Origin of the sequence: Clostridium sp. SY8519 (assembly GCF_000270305.1) — a bacterium.
Taxonomy (GTDB): Bacteria; Bacillota; Clostridia; order Lachnospirales; family Lachnospiraceae; genus SY8519.
In genome coordinates this window covers 847279-871731 of the sequence record NC_015737.1, presented here as the reverse complement: position 1 = coordinate 871731, position 24453 = coordinate 847279, and the positions used below count along the sequence as shown (strand labels likewise).

Sequence of the window (24453 nt, the reverse complement as noted above, 5' to 3'; positions counted from 1 at the left end):
TTATATTTCCTCCAATTTTTTCAAAATATTATTTGTGGTTGATATTAGGCACATAAGCTGATATTTAAGCTTATATTTTGCTGTATCAGATGCAATTTTAAAATCTGAAACTTTTAATACTCTTTCGATAGAACTGTTCCATGAGGGAATCGTCAACGTAAGACTTGCAATTTCCGCATCTGGATCAAATTGTGGCAGATTGCGTATAGATGGAATAGAAACGGAAGATTCTTTTTTTAATATCGGTTTGGCGTAATTATTCCACAGTAATTCCCTTTTCATATCATGATAACTGAGATGTTCTATCTTTTCGGCAAGAAGGTAGTTATTTAGACTTAAAAGCTGCTCTTTTGATAATCCTGAAAGTTCAATAATATTAGCTTGGGAAATCCAGAGCTGACCAGAACGAACTCGTTTGACAAGATCCGGAACTTTTTCATCAATTATATCTAGTGCACTACTGTAAGCAGAATATTTGTAAACGGTAGCTATTGCTACATTACATTCTTCGGATATTTTTTTTGCTGCGATGCTTGCACCGGAAATATGAGATTTATTCGTAGATGAAAGTTGTCTTGAAACTAAAATTTTTTCAGCATCATATTTTTTCCCAATCAGGTATTTTTTATTGATATTGGTTAAATCCTCTCGTTTAAGTTGGTCAGTACATATCCATGAAATTACATCTTCTTTACTGGAAAAATGGAGTCTTTTTATTCGGAAAGGAATACTGTGTTTACGAAATAATTCATATGCTTCTATACCATTAATGACAATACCATTCCATGTGCAGATGGGGGTGTGATAGGAATGACATAATATCTGTTGTTCAAGTTGTTTATAATCTTTTTCACTGAGATATTGATACAAATTGGTGAATTCTAGTTTTGTTTTTAATGTATATATACTATAATTGCGCATACTCATCTCCCATTATTTCTGATTTGAATTCTGTTTGTGGCAGTTTTGTGATGATGTTATCCATGGAAAATAGAGCTATTTTCTTATCTGTGTAAATATTGCCTTCTAAACGAAAAATGTTAAATTTCTCCCAAGAAAGGTTAAGCTGGGAAAGTGAATATAGTAATTCTCGGCTGTACAATTCATAACTGTTACCATTGATGACAAAATAATCCTTAACTTTATGTGCCAATTTATCCTCTGCACAACTAGCCTTTATACCTATCATTTTTTGATCAGGATTAACAAGAAGTTGAATATATTCTGGGTTACCAATTTGACGGAGTGTATTGCGGTGGATTCGTATACGATTCTTTTTAAAGTCAATACATATTAGTGGATGGGAAGAGTGTTTGTTGTTCATAGGATTTTTCCTCACTTTCTGCTGTTGATGGTTCTTTTGCTTTTTCTATGGATTTATCAGTTGCCTTCTTCTTTTCTTGTATGTCAAATACTGCGTAGCCTTCAAATATATTGACTTGCATTGATTTCTGATGTTCTTCCACTGGAATACCGAATTGATTCTTCCATTCTTCAGGATAAGAAGGTGTCCTAGCAGTGGTTACAGTTCCATTGTCTTTTAGTGTACGAGGAAATATTTCAGGTGAAGTTAAATCGAAAATGAACAGTATTTCATTGCCAGAACGAATTAGTTTGCCGAGAATCTTGTACCGATAATTAGGATTCCAATCCATGAGAGATATCACTTTAGCAAAGAAAATTCGACAGGTGATTTGTTTTGGCGAACGCTTTTTTCCAGAGGAACACCAACGAAAAGAGTCTTTTTCTTCTTCTCGACAGGGACGGACAGCCAGTTTTTTTTCAATGGGATTGACTAATATTTGCACATATTCGACATTGGGTAGCTTTTTTATGCAGGCGGTATTTACAGATACCTTGTAGTTATTAAACGTAAACGAAGGTTCATAAATATGAGCGAAGAATTCGCCACGTACAACTTGATAACCGTCATAGCTGAAAGAATCATCGTCAATGACTTCCATTTGATTTGAGGGGCTGGGTGCGACTGTTATTGGCATAGGTGTGTTGATTTTCATCATATCAGAAGGTTCAGTAGTCAAATTCCATTGATTTATAGGTTGCTCGCTCATTGGGTGTCTCCTTTAATTTCTGTAATAATATTCTTTATATTTTGTATAATGGTTTCTTTGGGAGTGGTTTGTAGCTCGGGTTCTTTATAAGGTTTACTTTCTGAAGCAGTTTGCCAGTTTTTGTCCGCTGTAAATTCTGTTAATTCTGGCGCTTGAGACTGAGTATAGTAATTATTACCGAAGCTATTCATCCAGTCGGCAGGATAAGCTAACACACTCTTAGAATCAGATATTGTATCAGGCGTGTTGTTATTGGGGGTGGATACGTCGTTGGTACTTGTCGGGATTCGTATTTCTGTATCGTCCATGTTGAAAATAAGGACATTTTCATTGTCTTTTTGGTGGGCAACTCCTAATATTCTATATTTGCATTTTTTGTCCCACTTAAATATCTCGTATAATGTTGGCAAAAATGCAGCACCGGAAATTGGTTTTGGAATAAGTTGACCATCTTTGAGACGTGACCACTGCACTTTATTTTTTGTTTCAGAGGAACATGGTCGAATAGCAAGTAGTTTTGAACTCGGGTGTATTAGCATTTCGACAAATTTTATGTTTGGAAATTTCCGTATAGCATCTTTGTTAAAAGAGATCTGTTTATATGAAAAAGAAACAGAAATCCGACCAACCGAGGAGAAAAATTGTCCTCTAGCAACTTCATAGTCTCTTAAATCGAAGGAACCGGCGGAAGCAGTAATTGTATCAGGTGCATTCATATTTGCCGGTTTAAGGACGCTTTGAGATGCTTCAAAGTAGTCTCTGGATTTAAATCCAGACCATCTTGGATTAATGCTTATAAATCCACTTAGAGAGCCTTCTTGTATCACATGTAATTCTGGTAAAATCTCTTTATTTCCATATTTCGCATTTGTAATTAATTTTTGAACAGCTATGAAATCATCTCGGGAGATAATAGCTTCGTGATGTCCGACTTTTCTGTATTGATTACGGTCTTGATTGTTTTTCCTTGATTTATGGTCAAGATAATTCGGAGTCCATGTTTTTCTCGCCAGAACATCCCCACAATGGCGTTCATTTTGAAGGATTTGTAGTATGGTACTGGATGACCAGACATCATTATTCTTTTTTGTTTTACAACCGAGTTCTGTCAAAGAATCAGCAATTTGTTGAGTACTGCTTCCATTAAGATACATATAAAAAATAAGCTGCACAATTTTAGCTTCATGTGGATTGATTACAAGATCTCCATTTTCGTCTTGGTCATATCCGAGCAGAGGAGGTGTAAGGAATATTCCCCGACGAAAACGCATTTCAATGGAAGAATTCATAATTTCACTTTTGGTATGACTTTCTTCCTGCGCAAGTGTTGACATGAATGACAGAATCATTTCGCTTTTGGGATCAAGAGTATTTAAATGCTCTGTTTCAAAAAATACACCGACGGGTGGACGGAGTGAAGAAAGCTCTCGTACATATCGGATACAGTCAACAACGTTTCTTGCAAATCGGGATACACTTTTTGTTATGATTAAATCAATTTTTCCGCCTTCACAATCTTCAATCATTTTTTTGAATGCATCTCTATGTTGAAGCGAAGTGCCGGAAATGCCTTCGTCGGCATATATTTCTACAAGCATCCAATTCGGATTTTTATTTACTACATCCTGATAATGATTTTTCTGTAATTCATATGAGGATGTTTGGCGTGGATCATCCGTAGATACCCTTGCATATACAGCTACTCGTAGTTTTTTTTCTGTTTTAAAAATATCCTCTGGTGGAAGTGCCGGAATTACTTCCAGTTCTTCTGGATCAATACCTTTGTATCTTTGCCGGATTCTGGCTTTCTGTTCATCAATATTACTGCTTCGTTCTTCACTTTCTTTCATCAATAGCGACATCCTTTATAGTTGATATAACTATCATAGAATTTTTGGATTGAAAAAGACATAAACCATCGGTTAAGTGATTAACGGATGGTTTATGTAGAAATAGATATTTGATTGTTATTGAATGATTTAATAATCATTCGGGTTATCAGCATCGTAATTGTGTTTTGAGGATAGATGCCAATCATTGATTCGTAAAATGTTTTTTATGGCTGAAAGAACCTCGAATATGTAACGTTTTTCAGTGCTGGTACAATCTGCCATTAATAAATCAATGTCAGTTTGATATTCCGTAGGATTGTATAACAAGTTCCCATAGAGTAATTCATCAATAGTAATTTCAAGTGCGTTGCTAATTTTGATTAAAGATTCTAAACTGGGTTTACGCTTGGCATTTTCTATATAGCTTATATAAACAGTAGAAAGATCAGCAATTTCAGCCAGCTCCTCGGCAGATAATCCTCGTTGTTTGCGGGTTTCTCTTATACGTTTGCCTATAAGTGCATAATTTATTTCCATGTCCTCACCTCCTTTCCATCACAACTTGACTTTTTTGTGTTGTAGATAGAAAAAAATGGTGAGCTATACAACAGCAATTGGTTGTATAAAGAGAAGTATATCATATGTATATAGCAAAAAGAAGATTGTCGATTGATGGGAGAAAAAGGCGATAAGTTGTAATTGAACAACAGCGAAAAAAGGGTTATCATTTATGTGTTAAAAATTATGTCTGGGAGGAAAATACATGGCAGATAAAGAAGAAATCAAAACACTGGAGGAATTAGAGGAAAAAGGAAGAGTACTGCGGGAGTACAAAGAAAAATTCCGGCAGATGTGCCAAGAAAATAAAATGATAAAGGGTTCGACAGTGCTGAAACTATATGATAAAATTGAAGAAATACAAAGAGAATATGAGCATTTAGATAATAAGCTGACATTAATGGAATACAATTTTATATAGTTCTATTTTTTTTGTTTTAATACTACTGTTTCCCTTAGTAAATACTTGTAAGATACATCTCTAATATTTTTGCGGATTTCTAGTTACAATTAAGGTAACTACTATCGGAAAGAGGTGTATTTACTTGCGCACAGAGGATTATATTGCGGACAATATTATAGCTTTATGTAAAAAACGTGATATGAGTAAATATCGGCTGTCACAATTGACTGGTATATCTCAATCTTCGATTGGAAAAATTATTGCTAAAGAAAGTTTACCAACTATGCCTACTGTAGAAAAGATATGTGATGCACTGGGAGTAACAATGGCACAATTCTTTGCCGGAATGGATGTTCCAGTAAGCTTATCAGAATCACAACAAGAGGTTCTGAATATTTGGAATAATCTTGATGAAAAAGAACAGAATGTAGTGATACAAATGCTCCGGGGACTTCAAAAATAAAGGAAACAGTTGTAACGAAAATGTTGACTGTTTCTTTTTTTTATGGAGTTGGGAGATTATGGTGATTGAAAAGAAATATTATGATATTGCACAGCGTGAATTGGAAGAAATGCAAAGAGTAATTAATGAAGAAAAAGCGCAAATGTCAGAAGAAGAGATACTAGAGGATAAAAAATGGCATGATGAACAATTGGAAACAATTATTAAAAAGGCAGAAGCTCATATGCGTCGTTTTAAGAAAGTTCCAGATCCTCAAAAAGTAGTGAAATTCACTTTTTTACAAAAAGATGCATTGGAAATTGCACGAAATATGCAGATGAATATAAAAACTGAGCGTAAAGAAGATGATTTATGGGGGACGATAGAAATGTCATTTAATAATATGTGGTTTTTAGATTCGGCTCCTAGTGAATGGAAAGATATTTGGAATAACTTGATGAAAGAAGCTCAGAGAGTGTATATAGAAGCAAAAGATAACATGATCATGTATCAATATTATTATGATTTGGCGGTAGAAGTTCCTTGTGTGTAGACAAAATACGAATAATGATATATGAATGCTGTTCTGTAATAATTTTATGATATACTGTGGATATGATATGTAAAAATAGTCGGAGAAAGATTTGTGAATGCACGATTATTTAGGAGGAAAAAAGCATGACAGACGCTGAAAAAAGAGAAGCGGCTCACCAGTTTATCAATAGATGGATGGGACGTGGCAATGAGGATGAAGATGGTCGTTCTTATTGGCTGGAATTTTTATCCAATGTAATGGGGATGGAAAATCCCACAGAGCGTGTAAATTTTGAGAAGAAAGTAATTGTAAATGGGAATACAAAGCGGATTGACGTATATATCCCGGAAACACATGTCATCATTGAACAGAAAAGTCTGGGAAAGTCACTTGATCAGAAAATACATAACTCTGGAGATGTGGATTTAACACCATATGAACAGGCGAAACGCTATAATGACAATCTTCCGTATGATGAAAAAGCAAGATGGATCATAACTTGTAATTTTTCGGATATTTGGATATATGATATGAATGCCAGGGTACCGGAACCTGTTAAAATAGCGTTGGTTGAATTGCAGAGCAAGTATCTGCTCCTTGATTTTCTGGTAAAGCAGGATGTAAAAAAGTTATCTCATGAGATGGAAGTTTCTATTAAGGCTGGCGATATTGTTGGTCTGATTTATGATGCTTTCCTGAAGCAATACAAGATACCGGACGGAAATGAAAAACAGGAATCAGCAGAACAGAAAGAAAAAAGGGAACATAAGTTGAAGCCCACCTGCTTTCGCTGTTTGTTGCAAAAACAAGTGCGCCTGCAAAATGTCGTAAAATCAAAGATACCTCCGTCAGCTATTGGTTGAACAGGCATTTGTAGTTGCTCTGTCAACATAGCCGACGAAGGTATTACGACTGGTTTGTTGTCGGTTTCATTCAGTTTTTCACGGTATTACAGTGGTGTTATAAAGCGATATAGGTTTTTACAAGTTTTTATTGGTAATATGATGGTGTTACAAATTTTTTGTATGAAAATTAAACACGATATATTTTCTCTCTACAAACCACTTATATTTTGTGTTAAAATAAATTAACAAATTCTTTAGGTTAGAATCGATGATGGGGTAAACGAAAAAGCAGTTTTGACATTCCAGTGAACTGCCCCTTCGTTTACACCATTTTCGATTTGACCTCATTGAACAAAGTGAGCGTCCGGGTAGTCATTACCTATGGACTTTCAATCTTTTGTACTTACCTGTGATTATACAGGATTTTCTGTGCAGAAGCTACAGAAATCAAGTATTTTCAGATAAATAGGTACGACAACAAAACCTCAAGCTTTGAGGCTTTAGAAAATGTATGAAAGAATAAGCTTTTAACATCTTTGTGGTATTCGAAGCTGTGGTTTTCCAAGATGCCCGCCACAGGATTTACACACACAAATGTTTATCTCATAAAGCTGTTTTAATATTTCTGGTATCTCCTTACCTCGAAGCTTCGAGAGATACTTTTGGCATCCAAGGAGATTCCGGCATAAAGTCAGCTTCTTGTGTTTGCTACGGGAACAAAGAAGTCCGTAATGCCGAATCCTGACAAAACGTTTTGGCGGTACGTGCATCAGAAACCGTCGTATAAATTCAACACCGGAAAGAGTCAGTTCTTTCCATTGTCCTTTGTTCCGGTAATCCTTTACAGAAAAAGTAACGTTTTCATCGTCCATACAGATGATGCGGTGATTGCTGATGGCAATCCTATGGGTATACTTTCCAAGGTAGTCAATCACAGACTGTGCGCCGTTAAAAGTTTTCTTACAATAAGGAATCCATTCCGCATCATAACAGAAATCAATCAGTTCTTTGAACACATAATGGTTACTGTATTTTTCGGCAGTTCCATGAAACTTAAGTTGATTCGTATTCCAGAGATTTTTCAACTCATCCATATATTTTCCACGAAAGACTTTGGAGATAGCCCATATAGGAAGAAAAAACTCAGTACCGTTGTCTTTCCATTCGTTTTTGGATGTCAGACCACCGCCGAGCAGTATTGTATGGATATGGGGATGAAAGTTCATTTCAGATCCCCATGTATGCAGGATGCAGATATAGCCGACAGCAGCACCAAGGTGCTTTGGGTCAGCAGTCAGTTCACTGATTGTAGCAGAAGCTGCATGATACAGGGTGTCATATAACAGTTTCTGATTATTGTAAATGATTGGATTCAGAATGTCAGGAACTGTAAATACCAAGTGGAAGTAGGGTGCATCAAGCACATCCTCTTTGCGGGCATCCATCCACATTTCCTTTGGAACAGCCTGACACATGGGACAACAACGGTTGCGGCAGGAATTATAGTGAATCTGAACAGCACCACAGTCTTCACATACACTGACGTTTGCACCATAGGCTCCGGTTTTGCAGTTCAAGATGTTCCGGGCAACTTTTGCCTGTTCCGGAGAAGGAGAATACTTTTCAAGGTATGCCGAATAAAAACACCGGAAAATATCCTGGACGGTGGGCTTATTCATAATCAGCACCTTCTTTCCTGTCAAAGGGACTTTGGATTCCCATGAGGGATTTGTTGCTGACATGAAGATAAACTTCCGTGGATTTTGGGTCACGGTGTCCAAGCAGTGCCTGAATATTCTGCCGTTCTACTCCCTGCTCCATCAGATGAGTTGCAAAGCTATGACGGAGACAGTGTGGAGTTGCTTTCTTTGGAAGTTCAGCATCGGATACTGCCCGTCGCATCACTTGCTCCAGTGTACTGACTGTCAGGTAATTACCAGTAAATTTATTAGGAAACAGGATCCCACGGGGACGTCCTTTCTCAAACCAGTATTGTGTAAGGATATCCAGACACCGTTTAGAAAGAATTGTATAGCGGTCCATCCTGTTCTTCGTATCTCGGACATGGATCTGCATATTTGAACGGGAAATATCATCATAATGAAGGTGGATCACTTCAGAAACCCGCATCCCGGAAGAATACATCGTTGCAAACATGGCTCTATATTTGATATCATCAACAGCTTCTAATAGACGGTCTATTTCATCAACAGTCAGTACGGTCGGAAGCTTATGTTCTAGGATCATACGTGGAACTGTGATGTCATCCCAAAGGATATGCAGGACATTTCGATAGAAAAAACGGATGGCAGAATTGTAAAGATTCAGAGTTGTGGCTTTCAGTCCTTCCTCTTTTTTTGCAAGCAAAAAAGCCCTGACATCCTGACAGGTAAGTTCTTTGGGATTCTTATTCTGATATTTCAGAAAGTAAGAAACATAGTTTTTATAGCAGTTGATGGAACGCTCTTTGAGGTTACGGATTTTTCCGGCTTCCTCAAGCTGTTCTAAATATTTTTCATACATAATAAAATCCTCCATGTAAAATCAGTAGTAATCAAAACACTGCTTTACACGGAGGTGCATTTGGGTCATAAAACCGCTTGCCAACCAAGCGGAAGGGTGGTATTCTTTTCATAGGCAGTGGGAAGGTCGATCCTGTTTGATTGTTATTTTGTGGTGATTTAACAATACTACTTTTAGGACTTGCTTTCCACTGTTTTTTATTATAGAAAACAGAAAATCGCTATGCCACAGCCTTGGCAGGCCATCGCGCAGCGATTTTGTTCAATCGAAATTTGTAGGAATAGGTATTCAGGAAAATATACAGAAAATCACGCATTTGTGGGGATGATACGAATCGTGTCATACATGTGAAAGAGCGATTCTTGCGTCATTTTACGCTTTTTGATAAGGTGAAATCGTCGAAAAGACAAACCAATATAGAAAGGACGTATAATGATGAAAAAGAATGGAAAACAAGTTTTATTTTTAGGAGGTATATTTATTATAGCGTTTGCAATATGGACAGCTTTGATTCAGATGGTAGACGTGCAGCCACTGGGGCAGAATGCAACGAATATTGGATTTGCAACATTCAATTGCTGGTTTCATCGTTTAACAAATGTTAATATGACAATTTATACGATTACCGATTGGATGGGTCTGATTCCTTTAGTTGTATGCCTGATTTTTGCAGGTATTGGACTGGTTCAGTTAATAAAGAGAAGAAGTCTCTTCAAAGTGGATCCCGATATCATTATCCTGGGAGTTTATTATGTTATAGTGATACTGGCATACTTCATTTTTGAGATCATCCCAATCAATTACAGACCAATTTTAATCAATGGAATTATGGAGGCTTCTTATCCTTCTTCAACGACTCTACTGGTATTGTGCGTGATGCCGACTTTGGTTGAACAGATCCAGCGAAGAATGTCATGTTCTACATTGAAAAGAATCATAACGATTCTAGCAATCGCTTTTTCTGTATTCATGGTTATCGGCAGATTGATTTCCGGAGTACATTGGTTTACGGATATTGTGGGTGGTGTATTGTTAAGTGCCGGATTATTTACTGTTTATAAGGCAGTAGTTATGCTAACAATAAAAAAGTGAAATAAAAAAGGAGGTGAAGGAGGTGGAATTCCATGAAAAGCTTCAGGAATTAAGAAAGAGCCGAGGTTTGACACAAGAAGAACTAGCCGAGGCATTATTTGTTTCAAGAACTGCAATTTCAAAATGGGAATCCGGAAGAGGATATCCGAGCATAGATTCATTAAAGGAAATATCCAGATATTTCTCTGTGTCCATTGATGAGCTGTTATCCGGAGATCAGTTGGTTTTGATTGCTGAAAAAGAAAACAAGTCAAATCTCAATGGTCTATGTGACTTGTTATTTGGATTTACCGATTTGCTCTCTTTGATGCTTATTTTTCTTCCATTGTATTCCAAACCGGTTGATGGATATATCTATTCAGTAAGTCTTATTGAGTATGTAGATAATGAAATTTGGATTCGTATGACATACTGGGGTCTTTTTATCGCATTAACGATTATTGGAATTGTGAATATTTTAATGGTCAATTTCAAATTTGAAAAGGGAAAAAAGGTGATTACTTTTTTGTCTGTAGGGCTTAGTATTATTACTGTTTTGTATCTGGCGATTGCGAGAGAACCATATGCAATAACAGTGGCTTTTCTGTTGTTACTTATAAAAGAAGGTCTACTTTATAAACGAGCTATGGACGGTCGATAAGGAGTTGAGCCATACAAATTCAAGTTGAACAAAATCGCTGCGCGATGGCCTGCCAAGGCTGTGGCATAGCGATTTTCTGTTTTCTATAATAAAAAACAGTGGAAAGCAAGTCCTAAAAGTAGTATTGTTAAATCACCACAAAATAACAATCAAACAGGATCGACCTTCCCACTGCCTATGAAAAGAATACCACCCTTCCGCTTGGTTGGCAAGCGGTTTTATGACCCAAATGCACCTCCGTGTAAAGCAGTGTTTTGATTACTACTGATTTTACATGGAGGATTTTATTATGTATGAAAAATATTTAGAACAGCTTGAGGAAGCCGGAAAAATCCGTAACCTCAAAGAGCGTTCCATCAACTGCTATAAAAACTATGTTTCTTACTTTCTGAAATATCAGAATAAGAATCCCAAAGAACTTACCTGTCAGGATGTCAGGGCTTTTTTGCTTGCAAAAAAAGAGGAAGGACTGAAAGCCACAACTCTGAATCTTTACAATTCTGCCATCCGTTTTTTCTATCGAAATGTCCTGCATATCCTTTGGGATGACATCACAGTTCCACGTATGATCCTAGAACATAAGCTTCCGACCGTACTGACTGTTGATGAAATAGACCGTCTATTAGAAGCTGTTGATGATATCAAATATAGAGCCATGTTTGCAACGATGTATTCTTCCGGGATGCGGGTTTCTGAAGTGATCCACCTTCATTATGATGATATTTCCCGTTCAAATATGCAGATCCATGTCCGAGATACGAAGAACAGGATGGACCGCTATACAATTCTTTCTAAACGGTGTCTGGATATCCTTACACAATACTGGTTTGAGAAAGGACGTCCCCGTGGGATCCTGTTTCCTAATAAATTTACTGGTAATTACCTGACAGTCAGTACACTGGAGCAAGTGATGCGACGGGCAGTATCCGATGCTGAACTTCCAAAGAAAGCAACTCCACACTGTCTCCGTCATAGCTTTGCAACTCATCTGATGGAGCAGGGAGTAGAACGGCAGAATATTCAGGCACTGCTTGGACACCGTGACCCAAAATCCACGGAAGTTTATCTTCATGTCAGCAACAAATCCCTCATGGGAATCCAAAGTCCCTTTGACAGGAAAGAAGGTGCTGATTATGAATAAGCCCACCGTCCAGGATATTTTCCGGTGTTTTTATTCGGCATACCTTGAAAAGTATTCTCCTTCTCCGGAACAGGCAAAAGTTGCCCGGAACATCTTGAACTGCAAAACCGGAGCCTATGGTGCAAACGTCAGTGTATGTGAAGACTGTGGTGCTGTTCAGATTCACTATAATTCCTGCCGCAACCGTTGTTGTCCCATGTGTCAGGCTGTTCCAAAGGAAATGTGGATGGATGCCCGCAAAGAGGATGTGCTTGATGCACCCTACTTCCACTTGGTATTTACAGTTCCTGACATTCTGAATCCAATCATTTACAATAATCAGAAACTGTTATATGACACCCTGTATCATGCAGCTTCTGCTACAATCAGTGAACTGACTGCTGACCCAAAGCACCTTGGTGCTGCTGTCGGCTATATCTGCATCCTGCATACATGGGGATCTGAAATGAACTTTCATCCCCATATCCATACAATACTGCTCGGCGGTGGTCTGACATCCAAAAACGAATGGAAAGACAACGGTACTGAGTTTTTTCTTCCTATATGGGCTATCTCCAAAGTCTTTCGTGGAAAATATATGGATGAGTTGAAAAATCTCTGGAATACGAATCAACTTAAGTTTCATGGAACTGCCGAAAAATACAGTAACCATTATGTGTTCAAAGAACTGATTGATTTCTGTTATGATGCGGAATGGATTCCTTATTGTAAGAAAACTTTTAACGGCGCACAGTCTGTGATTGACTACCTTGGAAAGTATACCCATAGGATTGCCATCAGCAATCACCGCATCATCTGTATGGACGATGAAAACGTTACTTTTTCTGTAAAGGATTACCGGAACAAAGGACAATGGAAAGAACTGACTCTTTCCGGTGTTGAATTTATACGACGGTTTCTGATGCACGTACCGCCAAAACGTTTTGTCAGGATTCGGCATTACGGACTTCTTTGTTCCCGTAGCAAACACAAGAAGCTGACTTTATGCCGGAATCTCCTTGGATGCCAAAAGTATCTCTCGAAGCTTCGAGGTAAGGAGATACCAGAAATATTAAAACAGCTTTATGAGATAAACATTTGTGTGTGTAAATCCTGTGGCGGGCATCTTGGAAAACCACAGCTTCGAATACCACAAAGATGTTAAAAGCTTATTCTTTCATACATTTTCTAAAGCCTCAAAGCTTGAGGTTTTGTTGTCGTACCTATTTATCTGAAAATACTTGATTTCTGTAGCTTCTGCACAGAAAATCCTGTATAATCACAGGTAAGTACAAAAGATTGAAAGTCCATAGGTAATGACTACCCGGACGCTCACTTTGTTCAATGAGGTCAAATCGAAAATGGTGTAAACGAAGGGGCAGTTCACTGGAATGTCAAAACTGCTTTTTCGTTTACCCCATCATCGATTCTAACCTAAAGAATTTGTAAGGGACGAAAATGCCGGAGGGATAACTGCACCTCCGGCATTTCTTACGTCATATTCGCTTCCACAGCCAGTCTGTTTTCCAGCGTCGCATAATCCTCATCAAGTAGTCTATGCTTAGCTGTCCGCAACTCACTTCTGGCAATCTCAGTGTGTCCCTGCTTATGTATCGCATGAATCAGCCAATAATAAATATCTGCACTATGCGGAACAATCGCCAGTGCCTTTGCCGCATAACGATGGACGCAATGATAATCCTGATCCTGATGCAACGTTTTCAAAAGCTCTGTCACTGCACCGATATAACGATAGCTGGCAAGAACTTAACGCAGGAACAACTTGCGGAGCAATTATATGTATCAAGAACAGCCATTTCAAAATGGGAAAGCGGCAAGGGTTACCCTAACATTGAGTCGCTCAAGTGTATTTCTAAATTCTTTTCTGTGACCATAGATGAACTGCTATCGGGCGAAGAACTGATTACACTTGCCGAAACTGAAAATCGTTCCAACTTGAAAAAAATTTACAGTTTCATTTATGGAATATTAGATATGATGGCGGTTACTTTTATACTTTTGCCGTTGTATGGTAACCTTGTTGACGGATATATTTATTCTGTCAATCTACTTTCATTTACAGACACTACCCCAATATATCTTGCAATCTATTGGATTGTTTTTATTGTTTTGATTGCACTTGGGATAGCGAAACTGATGTGTGTTTGTTTTGAAAAGGAATCATGGAGCAACATAATCACAAAATGCTCTCTCGTGCTGAGTACGCTTTTTATCTGCTTCTTCGCTGCGGCAAGACAACCCTATGTAACCGCCCTTATGTTTCTGCTATTTGTTGCTAAAATATTTGTCTGGATAAAGCAAACCCAAACAAAGTAAAATGTCATAAACCCTTTAAAATAGGCTCTGACACGATAAGTGTCGGAGCTTTTTTCGTGCTGACATCTATTGTGTCGGCATTGTGACGGTAGATTTCTTGGCTTCTATGCAATACTCGTGGATAATAAGATTGTGGTCAGCGAAAACAAGAACAGCAACCCACGGAAAGGAGAATCAAATATGGATTATATCATTGAAACAGAAAATCTTACGAAGCGATACGGAACAGCCACCGTTGTCGATAAGGTAAATCTTCATGTGCCAAAGGGCAAAATTTATGGTTTGCTCGGCAGAAACGGAGCAGGCAAAACCACAGCAATGAAAATGATGTTGCAGCTTGCTTTCCCAACGGAGGGAACGGTACGCTTGTTTGGCACAAACTATAAGGAAAATATCCATACCCTTTATAGCAAAGTAGGCTCTATTATCGAAACACCGGGATTTTACAGTAATTTAACAGGGTATGAGAATTTGCAAATTCTCGCTAAACTGCGAGGGGGAGTATCTAAAAGTGGAGTAGAAAAAGCTCTTGAAGTTGTGGGGCTGCATAAGGAGAAAAGAAAAGTCTTTTCCGATTATTCCCTCGGAATGAAGCAACGGCTTGGTATTGCCGCCGCCATTATGCACGAGCCGGAGCTTTTAATACTTGACGAACCGATTAACGGACTTGACCCCATTGGAATAGTTGAAATACGCTCATTTTTATCTGAACTTAGTCACAATCATGGCATTACCATTTTTATCTCAAGCCATGTTTTAAGCGAGATTGAACAGATAGCAGATATTATCGGCGTTATGCACGAGGGGCATTTAGTAGAGGAAGTGAATATATCCGAGCTTCACAAAAGGAATCGAAAATACATTCAATTTGATTTATCTGACAGTGAGATAGCCGGAAAGATTTTAGAAAACCACTACCACATGACGGATTTTACAGTGCAGGACGGTACGGTGAGAATTTATGACTTTAGCCAAAGTGTTGGAGAAATCAATCGAGAATTTGCACGAAATGGACTGCTCGTGACAAGGATAAATGATAGTGAGGAAAACTTAGAGGACTACTTTTCTAAACTGATTGGAGGTGGCGGTATTGCTTAATCTTATTTCTTGTGAATTATTAAAACTAAAGCGTTCAAAAATGGTGCTAATTAGTGTGGCAGGGGTATTATCTACCCCACTTTTGATGTTAATAGAAGCCTTGCAAACACATTTTGATAAGCCGGAGATTATCTTTACCTTGTCTGACATATACAGCGACAGTGTACTGTATATCATGCTGCTGGTAAACATTATGATATATGTGGCAATTGCAGCTTACTTGTTTAGCAGAGAGTACACAGAAAGCACCCTCAAAACCATATTGCCCATACCCATTTCAAGGACAAAACTATTAATTGGAAAATTTTGCACCCTGCTTCTTTGGATTGTTATGCTAACCCTTGTAACATGGGCAGGTATATTTATCGTTTGTGGGCTATATGACGCTGTCTTTACATTGGAGGGATATAGCTTACTAGTGGCAATAGTATGGCTCCCCAAGTTTTTGTTTGGCAGTATCCTGATGTTTTTAACAGTTTCTCCTTTTGTGTTTGTTGCTATGAAAACAAAAGGATTTGTCGCCCCGATGATTGGCTCTGCCGTGATTGTCATGGGAAGTGCCGCACTTTCAAATCAAGAATGGGGAGCGTTGTATCCGTGGACAGCCACCTATTTCTTGGTGCAGGGTAAACTTCAGAGTACCGGCTATCCTACACTGCTGTCTGTATCTATTATTATTCTTGTATCAGCAGTTGGTTTTCTTATGACCTTTCATCATTTTAAAAAGGAGGATTTGAAATAATGGTACTTGATTTTATAGAAATTTTAAAAGTTATTTTTCTTGGAATTGTTGAGGGTATTACTGAGTGGCTACCTATCAGCAGCACAGGACATGGTCTATAATTCCATGCGTATGTGGCAGGGTGCAAATGGAATTTCTCCGTGCGACGGTATTGTCAGTCCTGCATATACAGTTCTTATGCCAAAGCAAGAGATCAGCAATGGCTATTTTGCGGCATTTTTTAAAAGCACGAACCTGATCAATGAGTTCAGGAAGAACTCCCAAGGTATGACATCGGACACATGGAATTTGAAATACCCTCAGATCAAGACGATAAAGGTGCTGATTCCCTCTGTTTCTGAGCAGGAAAAAGTTTCAGAATTGTTCAGTGTTCTTGATGCAAGAATAGCCGCACAAGCTCAGCTGGTCGAAGCTCTCAAGAAGTATAAAAGAGGATTGCTTCAAGCGATTTTTGATGATTCTACAATTGATCTGTTTGGAGAAGTTGAGCATTCAAAATTCGTCAAGCTCTCTGATATAATGAACTTTCAAAATGGCATTAACGCAGATTCCTCCAAGTATGGATATGGTAAAAAATATATCAGTGTTTCAGATATTTTGAAAAATGACTTCATAACATATGAGCGAATTGTCGGCTTAATAAATATTGATGACATCACACTTGAATTGCTGGAAGAAAAAACGCCGGATGTTGATTGTAAACAGTGGAAAAAGAAAAGCAAAGAGCGTTATAAACAAATCATTTCTGAGTTGGATGAGATTGGCGACATGATGAAAAATCCGCTTCGTGTATCGTTAAGCGGCGGCGCTGTCTGGATGGCTGTTTATGAAACAGCCCCAAATAAAATGAGTGAAAAACTTTTCTCTGAAATGGTTACTGCAACAATGGGCGCACCGATTATCAAGAAAGCCTTTAGCGGTAAAAATCCGTTTTCTTTGGATTATCAGAAGAAAAAAGCAGAGAAAGATAAAATTGCTAATGGAATGAGTAGCAGTCCATATAACTGGGTTACGGAAACTATCCCCGGCAGAGATGGCGATGAGTACACTACAATTTATCGCCAGTGTGGTCTATGTGAACTTGGCAGAAAACTGGGACACAGTGAACTTGTTCCTTACATGTGTCAGATGGATTATATTTCTGTGGACATGATGAGCGGGGTGCTGCATCGGACAAAAACACTGGCAACCGGTGGAGACTGCTGTGATTTCTATGTTTGTAAGAAAGGCTCGAAATGGGATACTACTGAAAAGAATAGATAAGTACAACTTCCAGCTGTGCGCCCAGCTAAGGGTGTGTAGTCAAGCCGGTGGGATTCCGGTTTATCCAAGGTTTAGCCAACCAGATAATAGCGAGTCTTAATCTGCAATCAAAAGGAATTATTTATTTGTTAGAAAGTAAAATTCGTTCAGACAATAGTTCTACAGCATTGCTTGGATTTAATAATTACAGTTTGGAACATTTAATGCCAAAGAAATGGAGAAATAATTGGGGAGCTTGCGCGACAGAAGATGATGCAAAAAAGAGGGATTCTCTATTACTGACATTGGGGAATTTGGCGATTATTCCGCAAGCTTTAAATGCATCTATACGTGATGCTGCATGGAATGTAAAAAAGGCGGGAAAGGAACAAAATAAACCAGGTTTACTTTTGTGTGCGAGCGGACTTTATACATTACATGACGTACTTCAAAAAAATGATTGGAACGAAGATGAAATAGAAAATCGTGCAGAATGGCTCTTAGCTAATGCACAGAATATTTGGAAAATATAGAATATTCCAAATCCATAAAAGTTGAATGAAAACCAATATGGGAATTTTACAGGTGGTACAAAATTTGTAAAATTTTCATATTGGTTTTTTGGTAATCTGCAAAAATTATAAATTTGGATATTAAGGAAGGTTTCGGATTTTTGATTTTTTATGTATTTTTCAATTTTGGATATGGCTCCGAAATTGGCAATTTTGCGGAAGTGTATCCACACTTCCTGTCCTTGCTGTTTTTAAAATCACATAGTGATTTCACAGGGATATAGAGATATTTAGTCTATTTTATATCCCTGTGTTGTGACCGGAAAAATTCGGGGAACCAAGTGTATATTTATGCTGAATGTGAGGAACTGGGGAGCACAATCCTCAGCAAGAATCCTACGTCCGGAAAATATCATATTGCTAAAATAGCGATATGGTATTACCGGGGTGGATCTTGCTCTAGTGTATACTGAGACCTCGCCATAAATAGAAAAATGGGTTTGGGGAATCCCTAGCAAGATGAAAACCTGATGAGAGAATATTGTGATGAAAGACAATATTGTTAAACACAGGTGGATCTTGCTTTAGAAAATGATTAGCCATAATGAGTTGGAACGTGGGAGGAGGAAGTGTTAAAAAAGAGAGAGCCATAAGTAACTCTCTCTGTGATAAAATCAAAAAGTTATAGTATCAGTGATTCGGTAAGATTACAAAAATCCTTAACAGGAATATTTTCTTTAAGTGGTAAAGCTGTCTCTAAAAAGGTTTCGTCTGCAAATCTTTCGAGTTCAGAATCAAAATGTATAATTGAAGCATTTGTATTTAATTGATATGGCGGAATTGTAACAAAATAATCATAATCTTCGTAAGAAGGAGTGGCGCAAGAAACTTTGATTTTTCCGCCCAATTTTAATTTTGCAAATTCTCCATAAATGGCAGTTAAGGCTTTTTCTCTTTCTTTATCAGAAGTAATTCTATCTACATATCTAATATACCAATAATCTATATTTCCCTCTTTTAATTCAATTAAATAATCGTATGATCTGGGTGTTCCGGATTTTATTGTCCATTCAACTTTATGCAGACTTGTCATCATGGAAAGTCCACGCATTAAGGTAGAAAAAAATTTTTCATGCACCTGAACAGTAGAGAGATCCAGAGAAAATCCATTGTCTGCAATTATCTTTTTTCGTTCCCGTATTTTCTTAGAAGAATATCCCGTTGCATCATATAATTCTTGGATAAGTTCTGGATCATCAATGGCTTTTGCAATTTTATCAATAGTGCTTTTATATGGTCTTCCAGATCGGGCACCGTTGAGCATTCGTGAAATGGTTGCATTATTTAAGCCTGTTTGTTCAGATAATTCTTTTTGCGTTTTTTTCTGTAAAATGATTTGAAGTATATTGATGAATCTTTCCTGATCGTAAACGCTGTCAGGATTTATTAGTGTGCCTGAATTTGATATAAATTCGCTCATTCAAATCTCCTCTTGACTTCTTTGACTTTGTATAAATTGACTTCTTGTATTTTATCTTATCAATTATATCCCTAAAAATCAATTTAAAACATAAAGAAATCAAAAAATGTTTTATTGATGTTCTTATAAAAGTCAAAGAAGTCAAAAACGTAATTGACATTTTGACATCTTTGTGTATAATGTAAATCAAGAAGTCAAAGAAGTCAAATGAATCAAAAGAAAGGAAGGAGGGCTGTGGATTGAAATATAGGGTTGTTTCGGTTTTGAAAGATAATAGACCACGTTTTTTGATTATTTCTGATATTGAAGAAATTGAAATCCTTCCATCAAAGTATTTGAAGCATCTGGATCAGATTAATGCTTCTCCGAATACTGTAAAATCCGCAGCCTTCGCACTTTCATATTATTACAATTATCTGCAGGAGCAAACGATAGGATTGGATGAGATTACATTGCTATCCTATTCAGAGCAGAATAAACATTTTATTGATTTCTTGTATTGGGTTAAGAGTGGAAAGCATACTGAGCATAATACACAGACGAGCAATAAGACCTGCAATATGTATCTTGGTGCAGTCTTCAGATACTACCAGTTTTTGGCACTGGAAGATGTTTTACCAATGCTTAAAGTCTTACGAGTAAAAAAAGTATCGTATTTTGACAGTATGGGAGTAAATCATCAAAATGCAGTGAATTCGTTTAAAGGTTTCTTCAAAGAAGAAGAACCTAATCTGGAAGAAATAACATCCGAAGAAATACAGGAGCTGATAAATGCCTGTACGAATGATAGAGATCGATTGCTGATAGCAATGATGGCAGAAACCGGTCTTAGATTAGGGGAAATTCTGGGAATCCATTATACCGAAGATATTGATTTTGAAAGAAGGACGGTTCGGGTAAGGTATCGTGAATCCAATACCAACTTGGCAAGAGCAAAAAATGCAGAATATAGAATGGCTTTGTTAAGTAATACAACTTTTGAGTTCTTGGTTAAGTACATTTCTGATAATCGAAAAAGTCTGATGAACTCGGAGTATCTATTTACAAAATTGACTGGAAAAAACAAAGGAGAGCCATTAGATGCGGATTCTGTGTATAGCATGTTGAAAAGACTATCCAAAAAAACGGATATCAATTCCCATCCGCATCAGCTCCGACACTATTTTGCGGAGGAAAGAAGAAAAGAAGGATGGGATTTGAATGACATTCGTTTTGCCCTGGGGCATAAGAAAGTTGAAACTACCATTAAATACTTGGGTGAAAATAATGAACGATTGATAGAAGCGACAGATCAATACTACTCAAATAATGAAGATTTATACCAAATTGCAGATTTTCTGTAAAAGGAAGGAGGGATTACCTTGGCAGTATTAAAAATTGTTCCGAAGTTATATCAGGAAAAAATATCTGAGAAATTAAAGGAAGAAATATCTTTAGTTACAAATGGAGAAGCAAAATACTATAACCGGTTATACAAATTTTTTCAGTATACAGATATACAGTGTACTGCAGATATTAACTATGAAACGAGAAAAATGTATATGGAGTCTCTTGAAAAAGAGGATATTTCAGAAAAATATAAAGCGGAATTAATGAGCTTATTTGATCGTTTAAAAATAGAAAATATGCCGGATGTCTATTCACAAGGGAATCCTTTCTCTGTAGAACAGGAGTTTTTTAAGCAAGACAAATTGTTTTTGCTGTATGTCCCCAATAAGAAGAAAGCACAATCTTTCCGTCAGGTGGTCGATAAGAATGATTTGTTATGGGACTTAACGAGGATACATTCATCACAGTTGGTGCGACAGACAAAAATATTGTTGTGTGAAATTCTGAATATGGATAAGGTACAAAGACATCGAAGATATTTTTTAGAACCATTAAAAGCACTTGTACGGTTTTGCGATAAGTACGGAATAGATGATATTGAAGAAATGGAACAGGCAGATGAAAACAGATTTTATCTGTATTTAAACAAGGAGTCAGAAATTATAAAAAAACAGGCTTCTAAGATTGTTGAGTTTGCGAGAAGAACGTTATTTCTAACAGATTCAGAGATAAATTGGCAAGCGTGTATCTGGTATATGGATAGGTTTCAGTTCGATAAATCAAGAATCAATGCCAGTTCACCTGTTAAAAGCCTTTCATTTATTAATATTTACGAAAAAGAAAATCGTTGGTATTTACAATTATACGCAAAATATTTAGTCGGGATATCTGATCTGTCTTTATCAAATATCCGAAATACAATAAGTTTTATTTCACAATTTTTAAAATATCTGGATGGACAGAGTAAGAAAGTAACTGAACTGGAGATACAAGATATAGCGGATTATGTATCTATTTTGGATGTGTCCGATATTAAATATTCCACGTTTAACCGATATATAACTCATATACATACATTTCTACAGTTTTTGAAAATGAAAAATATTGAAGTGTTGAAGTTTTATCCGGAACGATTTTTAAAAAAAGGTTTTCCAGAACACAACGAAAGAAGTGTTCCAGAAAAAACAATTGCTCATCTGATTAAGGAGCTGCCGGCATTCCCAGAGCATTTACAGTTGATGTATTTGATTTTGTTTTGCACAGGAATTAGGAAAAGCGAGGTTTGTACAATAAAATCGGGAGCCTTTTATTCACAAGGCAATGAGAATTGGATGCGCATATATCAAAGCAAAATGCGGAGGGAAAAAGTCATTCCTGTTCCGAGTTTATTGGTTGGACTGGTGAACGATTATGAAAAAAAGTACGGAATAAAAAATGGGGAGTATTTATTCAAAAATAAAAAAGGTGGTGCATTTAATGGACAGACATTTTCAAATCAGATGATTCGGGAGTGTAAGGCTCGTGGGATTGCCTGTGGAGATTATATCTTTAGAGCACACGATTACAGACATAACCTTGCAACTTCAATGTACGGAAATGGAGTTTCTATACAAGGGGTACGAGATTATCTGGGACATTCAAGTGAGAATATGACAAAACAGTACATTGATTTCATGCCGGAACGTATTGTATCGGCTGAAGATAAATATTTTTCAAGAAATCAGTCATTTAAATTGAAAGGAGTAGAAGATGATGAAAGGTAATATTAATTTGATTTCTTATGACTGTTATCAACAAGCTACAGAAAAACAGTTGGCTGGGCTGAAATGGAAGGAAAACAGGGTGTACTACATATCAGAGATTCATAATGAAAAGATACAGGATGAGATTTATGGGTATATCGATGATAGATGTAGACGTTTATCATTATCAACAGCTGTAAATGATATTTACAGATTTGATCTGTTGAAAGAATTTCTGAATGAGAAGTGTACAAGCTGTAGCAGCATTACTGATAAAAAATGGGAAGAATTGGAGAGAAGCTATAAAGCATTTTTATATAAAAAAGGATTGGCACTGTACGTTAGAAGAAATAGACCGGATAGGCGGAATGTTGAGCAACAAAATAGCGCTCAGGTTTCTTTTCTGAAAATGTATTATGAGTATGTTGTGAAGTGTAAAACAGCAGATATTCCAGAAAATGAAAAAGATGTATGGGATATGAGAAAGCTGGATATTGTGCCAAGGAGTAATCCGATTCGTGGAAGATATAGATTAGATTTTCGTGAGATTAGGCAGAGAGAATTTAAAGAGATAATAAAGAGAATATTGTATAGCCACTGCCAGACAAAAGCAATGGGTAGTATAAAAGGCGAATTGTGTGGATTCCGTCGGTTTGCTAGATTTATGTATGATCGGTTTCCAGAAGTAAAGCATTTTACAGAAATTAGCAGGGATATGATAGAAGATTATCTGGTTTATATAAAAACGGATACCGGTCTTACATCAGTCAGTTACACAACAGAACTGTCGGTTTTGGATAATCTGCTGGATGAAATTGGGCGGGAACTGGAAATAGAAAATTTATGCAATCTTTTTCTGTCCAGTGATTGCAGAGCATATGACAACGCTTTGCCAGAAGCGTATTCAGATGCAGAAATCAGGAGATTTAATAGTGCATTAACAAAATTAAAGCCCCAGTTAGGAAGATGTCTAATAATACATCAGATGCTCGGTACAAGAATAGAGGATACGTTGACTTTGCGAAGGGATTGCTTATCTGAGAAATCTGGGCATTATTTTATAACTATTCTCCAGCAGAAAACAAGGAAATACAAAAGACCAGTCAGCGATCAGCTGGCAGAAGTGATTAGAAAAGCAATAGAAGTTTCAGAAAAGAACCATCCAGATTCAGAATATATTTTTCTGCAAGATAATGGGAAATTATATACAGATTCAATGCTGAAATATCATGTAAATATCATGATTTATGAAAATGATATCAGGGATGATAATGGAAATTATTTTGAGTTTCGTACACATCGTTTTAGACACACTTTTGGAGTAAAACTTACAGAAATGAAATTAGATGATGATAGCATTGCAAGGCTGTTGGGGCATAAGGATACACGAACCATACCACATTATCGGCGGTTAAGAAACGAAGCATTAGCGGAGGATACAAAGGCTGTACGAGATGAAATGAATGAATTATTAGCACAATACAGGAGGGAAAAGGAAAATGCAGAAACACGATAAAATGGTAGCACTGGCAAAAGAAAAAAGTGCGGAAATGACGGAAACAGCAATAACAGCTATTGAAACAATGTATAGAAAAAATATAAAAATTTCAGTTGCTGAACTTACAAAATTAACAGGACTTTCCAGAGGTTTTTTCTATAATAATCCGAATGTGAAACAGGTCATGATGGAATTGAAGGAAAAACAACAGGGAATGATATTGCGAAATCCTAAAAGCGATGCTATTGCAAAAGCACAGGAAGCACGGATTAAGAGTTTAGAACAGAAATTATCCGATAGTGTTCCGAAAAACGAATATGAGAATCTACAGAAAAAATATGAAGAATTACAAGTGAAATATAGTCAAATGAAAAAGGAAACACTGTTGAAGATGTACGACCAATTATAGGA

25 protein-coding genes and 1 pseudogene are annotated in these 24453 nt (G+C 37.0%); 18 read left to right on the top strand and 8 right to left on the bottom strand.

The genetic code is table 11. The features are described from left to right. The 5 genes from CXIVA_RS04115 to CXIVA_RS04095 all read right to left on the bottom strand — a co-directional run bounded on the left by CXIVA_RS04115 (position 1) and on the right by CXIVA_RS04095 (position 4441). On the bottom strand, positions 1–921 hold the full coding sequence (locus tag CXIVA_RS04115; protein ID WP_013976765.1) for a hypothetical protein: 921 nt from the start codon (positions 919–921) through the stop codon (positions 1–3). After that, on the bottom strand, positions 908–1324 hold the full coding sequence (locus tag CXIVA_RS04110) for a hypothetical protein (RefSeq protein WP_013976764.1): 417 nt from the start codon (positions 1322–1324) through the stop codon (positions 908–910). Before CXIVA_RS04110 ends, CXIVA_RS04115 begins: the two co-directional genes overlap by 14 nt. Beyond that, on the bottom strand, positions 1284–2072 hold the full coding sequence (locus CXIVA_RS04105; protein ID WP_013976763.1) for a hypothetical protein: 789 nt from the start codon (positions 2070–2072) through the stop codon (positions 1284–1286). Before CXIVA_RS04105 ends, CXIVA_RS04110 begins: the two co-directional genes overlap by 41 nt. Beyond that, positions 2069–3922 carry a recombinase family protein gene (locus CXIVA_RS04100; protein ID WP_013976762.1) on the bottom strand — a complete coding sequence of 618 codons (1854 nt, stop codon included), beginning with the start codon at positions 3920–3922 and terminating at the stop codon, positions 2069–2071. The genes CXIVA_RS04105 and CXIVA_RS04100 overlap by 4 nt, the downstream gene beginning before the upstream one ends. A 129-nt stretch (positions 3923–4051) precedes the next feature. After that, positions 4052–4441: a helix-turn-helix transcriptional regulator gene (locus CXIVA_RS04095; RefSeq protein ID WP_008374249.1), complete on the bottom strand. Its 390-nt coding sequence runs from the start codon at positions 4439–4441 to the stop codon at positions 4052–4054. A gap of 226 nt (positions 4442–4667) precedes the next feature. Between CXIVA_RS04095 and CXIVA_RS04090 the strand changes: the two genes are divergently transcribed. From CXIVA_RS04090 to CXIVA_RS04075, 4 genes are all read left to right on the top strand, one after another. Then, the gene (locus CXIVA_RS04090; protein WP_013976761.1) at positions 4668–4883 is read left to right on the top strand and encodes a hypothetical protein; all 216 of its coding nucleotides are present in this window, start codon (positions 4668–4670) and stop codon (positions 4881–4883) included. 124 nt (positions 4884–5007) lie between these two features. Beyond that, positions 5008–5328, top strand: coding sequence for a helix-turn-helix transcriptional regulator (locus CXIVA_RS04085; protein WP_013976760.1), 321 nt, complete (start codon positions 5008–5010; stop codon positions 5326–5328). 58 nt (positions 5329–5386) lie between these two features. After that, complete coding sequence (locus CXIVA_RS04080; RefSeq protein WP_013976759.1) at positions 5387–5860, top strand: hypothetical protein; 474 nt, start codon at positions 5387–5389, stop codon at positions 5858–5860. Positions 5861–5985: 125 nt separating this feature from the next. Next, on the top strand, positions 5986–6705 hold the full coding sequence (locus CXIVA_RS04075; RefSeq protein WP_013976758.1) for a type IIL restriction-modification enzyme MmeI: 720 nt from the start codon (positions 5986–5988) through the stop codon (positions 6703–6705). Between the two features lie 509 nt (positions 6706–7214). Here CXIVA_RS04075 and CXIVA_RS04070 read toward each other — a convergent pair. Together CXIVA_RS04070 and CXIVA_RS04065 are read right to left on the bottom strand one after the other, a co-directional pair. Beyond that, on the bottom strand, positions 7215–8366 hold the full coding sequence (locus tag CXIVA_RS04070; RefSeq protein WP_041727604.1) for an IS91 family transposase: 1152 nt from the start codon (positions 8364–8366) through the stop codon (positions 7215–7217). Beyond that, the gene (locus CXIVA_RS04065; protein WP_013976755.1) at positions 8359–9210 is read right to left on the bottom strand and encodes a site-specific integrase; all 852 of its coding nucleotides are present in this window, start codon (positions 9208–9210) and stop codon (positions 8359–8361) included. The genes CXIVA_RS04070 and CXIVA_RS04065 overlap by 8 nt, the downstream gene beginning before the upstream one ends. A 432-nt stretch (positions 9211–9642) precedes the next feature. Here CXIVA_RS04065 and CXIVA_RS04060 point away from each other — a divergent pair, with 432 nt between their 5' ends. From CXIVA_RS04060 to CXIVA_RS04015, 10 genes and pseudogenes are all read left to right on the top strand, one after another. Then, a complete protein-coding gene (locus tag CXIVA_RS04060) occupies positions 9643–10302 on the top strand; it encodes a phosphatase PAP2 family protein (protein ID WP_013976757.1) in 660 nt (219 codons plus the stop codon). A 22-nt stretch (positions 10303–10324) separates the two neighbouring features. Continuing rightward, positions 10325–10942 carry a helix-turn-helix transcriptional regulator gene (locus CXIVA_RS04055; protein ID WP_013976756.1) on the top strand — a complete coding sequence of 206 codons (618 nt, stop codon included), beginning with the start codon at positions 10325–10327 and terminating at the stop codon, positions 10940–10942. Between the two features lie 289 nt (positions 10943–11231). Then, positions 11232–12083 carry a site-specific integrase gene (locus CXIVA_RS04050; protein WP_013976755.1) on the top strand — a complete coding sequence of 284 codons (852 nt, stop codon included), beginning with the start codon at positions 11232–11234 and terminating at the stop codon, positions 12081–12083. Further along, complete coding sequence (locus tag CXIVA_RS04045; RefSeq protein WP_041727604.1) at positions 12076–13227, top strand: IS91 family transposase; 1152 nt, start codon at positions 12076–12078, stop codon at positions 13225–13227. Before CXIVA_RS04050 ends, CXIVA_RS04045 begins: the two co-directional genes overlap by 8 nt. 545 nt (positions 13228–13772) lie before the next feature. Beyond that, positions 13773–14399: a bacitracin resistance transcriptional activator BcrR gene (bcrR, locus tag CXIVA_RS04040; RefSeq protein ID WP_041728366.1), complete on the top strand. Its 627-nt coding sequence runs from the start codon at positions 13773–13775 to the stop codon at positions 14397–14399. A gap of 180 nt (positions 14400–14579) precedes the next feature. After that, the gene (bcrA, locus tag CXIVA_RS04035) at positions 14580–15497 is read left to right on the top strand and encodes a bacitracin ABC transporter ATP-binding protein BcrA (protein ID WP_002576324.1); all 918 of its coding nucleotides are present in this window, start codon (positions 14580–14582) and stop codon (positions 15495–15497) included. Continuing rightward, the gene (locus tag CXIVA_RS04030; protein WP_002576323.1) at positions 15490–16239 is read left to right on the top strand and encodes an ABC transporter permease; all 750 of its coding nucleotides are present in this window, start codon (positions 15490–15492) and stop codon (positions 16237–16239) included. Before bcrA ends, CXIVA_RS04030 begins: the two co-directional genes overlap by 8 nt. Next, positions 16239–16331 (top strand): annotated as a pseudogene (locus CXIVA_RS13760) (undecaprenyl-diphosphate phosphatase); the annotation flags it as partial. The gene CXIVA_RS04030 and the pseudogene CXIVA_RS13760, both read left to right, overlap by 1 nt. Continuing rightward, entirely contained in the window at positions 16330–17502 is a 1173-nt protein-coding gene (locus tag CXIVA_RS13640) for an L-2-amino-thiazoline-4-carboxylic acid hydrolase (protein ID WP_013976751.1), read from the top strand. The pseudogene CXIVA_RS13760 and the gene CXIVA_RS13640, both read left to right, overlap by 2 nt. Before the next feature lie 125 nt (positions 17503–17627). Further along, on the top strand, positions 17628–18014 hold the full coding sequence (locus CXIVA_RS04015) for an HNH endonuclease family protein (protein WP_013976750.1): 387 nt from the start codon (positions 17628–17630) through the stop codon (positions 18012–18014). A gap of 661 nt (positions 18015–18675) precedes the next feature. On the opposite strand, the gene CXIVA_RS04010 is transcribed toward CXIVA_RS04015, so the two are convergent. Next, positions 18676–19473 carry a helix-turn-helix transcriptional regulator gene (locus CXIVA_RS04010; protein WP_013976749.1) on the bottom strand — a complete coding sequence of 266 codons (798 nt, stop codon included), beginning with the start codon at positions 19471–19473 and terminating at the stop codon, positions 18676–18678. A gap of 239 nt (positions 19474–19712) precedes the next feature. Between CXIVA_RS04010 and CXIVA_RS04005 the strand changes: the two genes are divergently transcribed. From CXIVA_RS04005 to CXIVA_RS03990, 4 genes are read left to right on the top strand one after another with little or no spacing between them, the layout of a single operon-like run. Next, complete coding sequence (locus tag CXIVA_RS04005; protein ID WP_013976748.1) at positions 19713–20816, top strand: tyrosine-type recombinase/integrase; 1104 nt, start codon at positions 19713–19715, stop codon at positions 20814–20816. A gap of 18 nt (positions 20817–20834) precedes the next feature. Beyond that, the gene (locus CXIVA_RS04000; RefSeq protein ID WP_013976747.1) at positions 20835–22565 is read left to right on the top strand and encodes a site-specific integrase; all 1731 of its coding nucleotides are present in this window, start codon (positions 20835–20837) and stop codon (positions 22563–22565) included. Then, complete coding sequence (locus CXIVA_RS03995) at positions 22552–24060, top strand: tyrosine-type recombinase/integrase (protein ID WP_013976746.1); 1509 nt, start codon at positions 22552–22554, stop codon at positions 24058–24060. The genes CXIVA_RS04000 and CXIVA_RS03995 overlap by 14 nt, the downstream gene beginning before the upstream one ends. Then, positions 24044–24451 carry a DUF6262 family protein gene (locus CXIVA_RS03990; RefSeq protein ID WP_013976745.1) on the top strand — a complete coding sequence of 136 codons (408 nt, stop codon included), beginning with the start codon at positions 24044–24046 and terminating at the stop codon, positions 24449–24451. Before CXIVA_RS03995 ends, CXIVA_RS03990 begins: the two co-directional genes overlap by 17 nt. Positions 24452–24453: the final 2 nt, after the last annotated feature.

Coding starts and splice junctions, on each gene's coding strand:
- CXIVA_RS13640 (WP_013976751.1), top strand. CDS start 16,330: ATGGTCTATAATTCCATGCGTATGTGGCAGGGTGCAAATGGAATTTCT.
- CXIVA_RS04090 (WP_013976761.1), top strand. CDS start 4,668: ATGGCAGATAAAGAAGAAATCAAAACACTGGAGGAATTAGAGGAAAAA.
- CXIVA_RS04080 (WP_013976759.1), top strand. CDS start 5,387: ATGGTGATTGAAAAGAAATATTATGATATTGCACAGCGTGAATTGGAA.
- CXIVA_RS04110 (WP_013976764.1), bottom strand. CDS start 1,324: ATGAACAACAAACACTCTTCCCATCCACTAATATGTATTGACTTTAAA.
- bcrR (WP_041728366.1), top strand. CDS start 13,773: ATGCAACGTTTTCAAAAGCTCTGTCACTGCACCGATATAACGATAGCT.
- CXIVA_RS03995 (WP_013976746.1), top strand. CDS start 22,552: ATGATGAAAGGTAATATTAATTTGATTTCTTATGACTGTTATCAACAA.
- CXIVA_RS04075 (WP_013976758.1), top strand. CDS start 5,986: ATGACAGACGCTGAAAAAAGAGAAGCGGCTCACCAGTTTATCAATAGA.
- CXIVA_RS03990 (WP_013976745.1), top strand. CDS start 24,044: ATGCAGAAACACGATAAAATGGTAGCACTGGCAAAAGAAAAAAGTGCG.
- CXIVA_RS04050 (WP_013976755.1), top strand. CDS start 11,232: ATGTATGAAAAATATTTAGAACAGCTTGAGGAAGCCGGAAAAATCCGT.
- bcrA (WP_002576324.1), top strand. CDS start 14,580: ATGGATTATATCATTGAAACAGAAAATCTTACGAAGCGATACGGAACA.
- CXIVA_RS04065 (WP_013976755.1), bottom strand. CDS start 9,210: ATGTATGAAAAATATTTAGAACAGCTTGAGGAAGCCGGAAAAATCCGT.
- CXIVA_RS04060 (WP_013976757.1), top strand. CDS start 9,643: ATGATGAAAAAGAATGGAAAACAAGTTTTATTTTTAGGAGGTATATTT.
- CXIVA_RS04105 (WP_013976763.1), bottom strand. CDS start 2,072: ATGAGCGAGCAACCTATAAATCAATGGAATTTGACTACTGAACCTTCT.
- CXIVA_RS04045 (WP_041727604.1), top strand. CDS start 12,076: ATGAATAAGCCCACCGTCCAGGATATTTTCCGGTGTTTTTATTCGGCA.
- CXIVA_RS04010 (WP_013976749.1), bottom strand. CDS start 19,473: ATGAGCGAATTTATATCAAATTCAGGCACACTAATAAATCCTGACAGC.
- CXIVA_RS04100 (WP_013976762.1), bottom strand. CDS start 3,922: ATGAAAGAAAGTGAAGAACGAAGCAGTAATATTGATGAACAGAAAGCC.
- CXIVA_RS04095 (WP_008374249.1), bottom strand. CDS start 4,441: ATGGAAATAAATTATGCACTTATAGGCAAACGTATAAGAGAAACCCGC.
- CXIVA_RS04070 (WP_041727604.1), bottom strand. CDS start 8,366: ATGAATAAGCCCACCGTCCAGGATATTTTCCGGTGTTTTTATTCGGCA.
- CXIVA_RS04115 (WP_013976765.1), bottom strand. CDS start 921: ATGCGCAATTATAGTATATATACATTAAAAACAAAACTAGAATTCACC.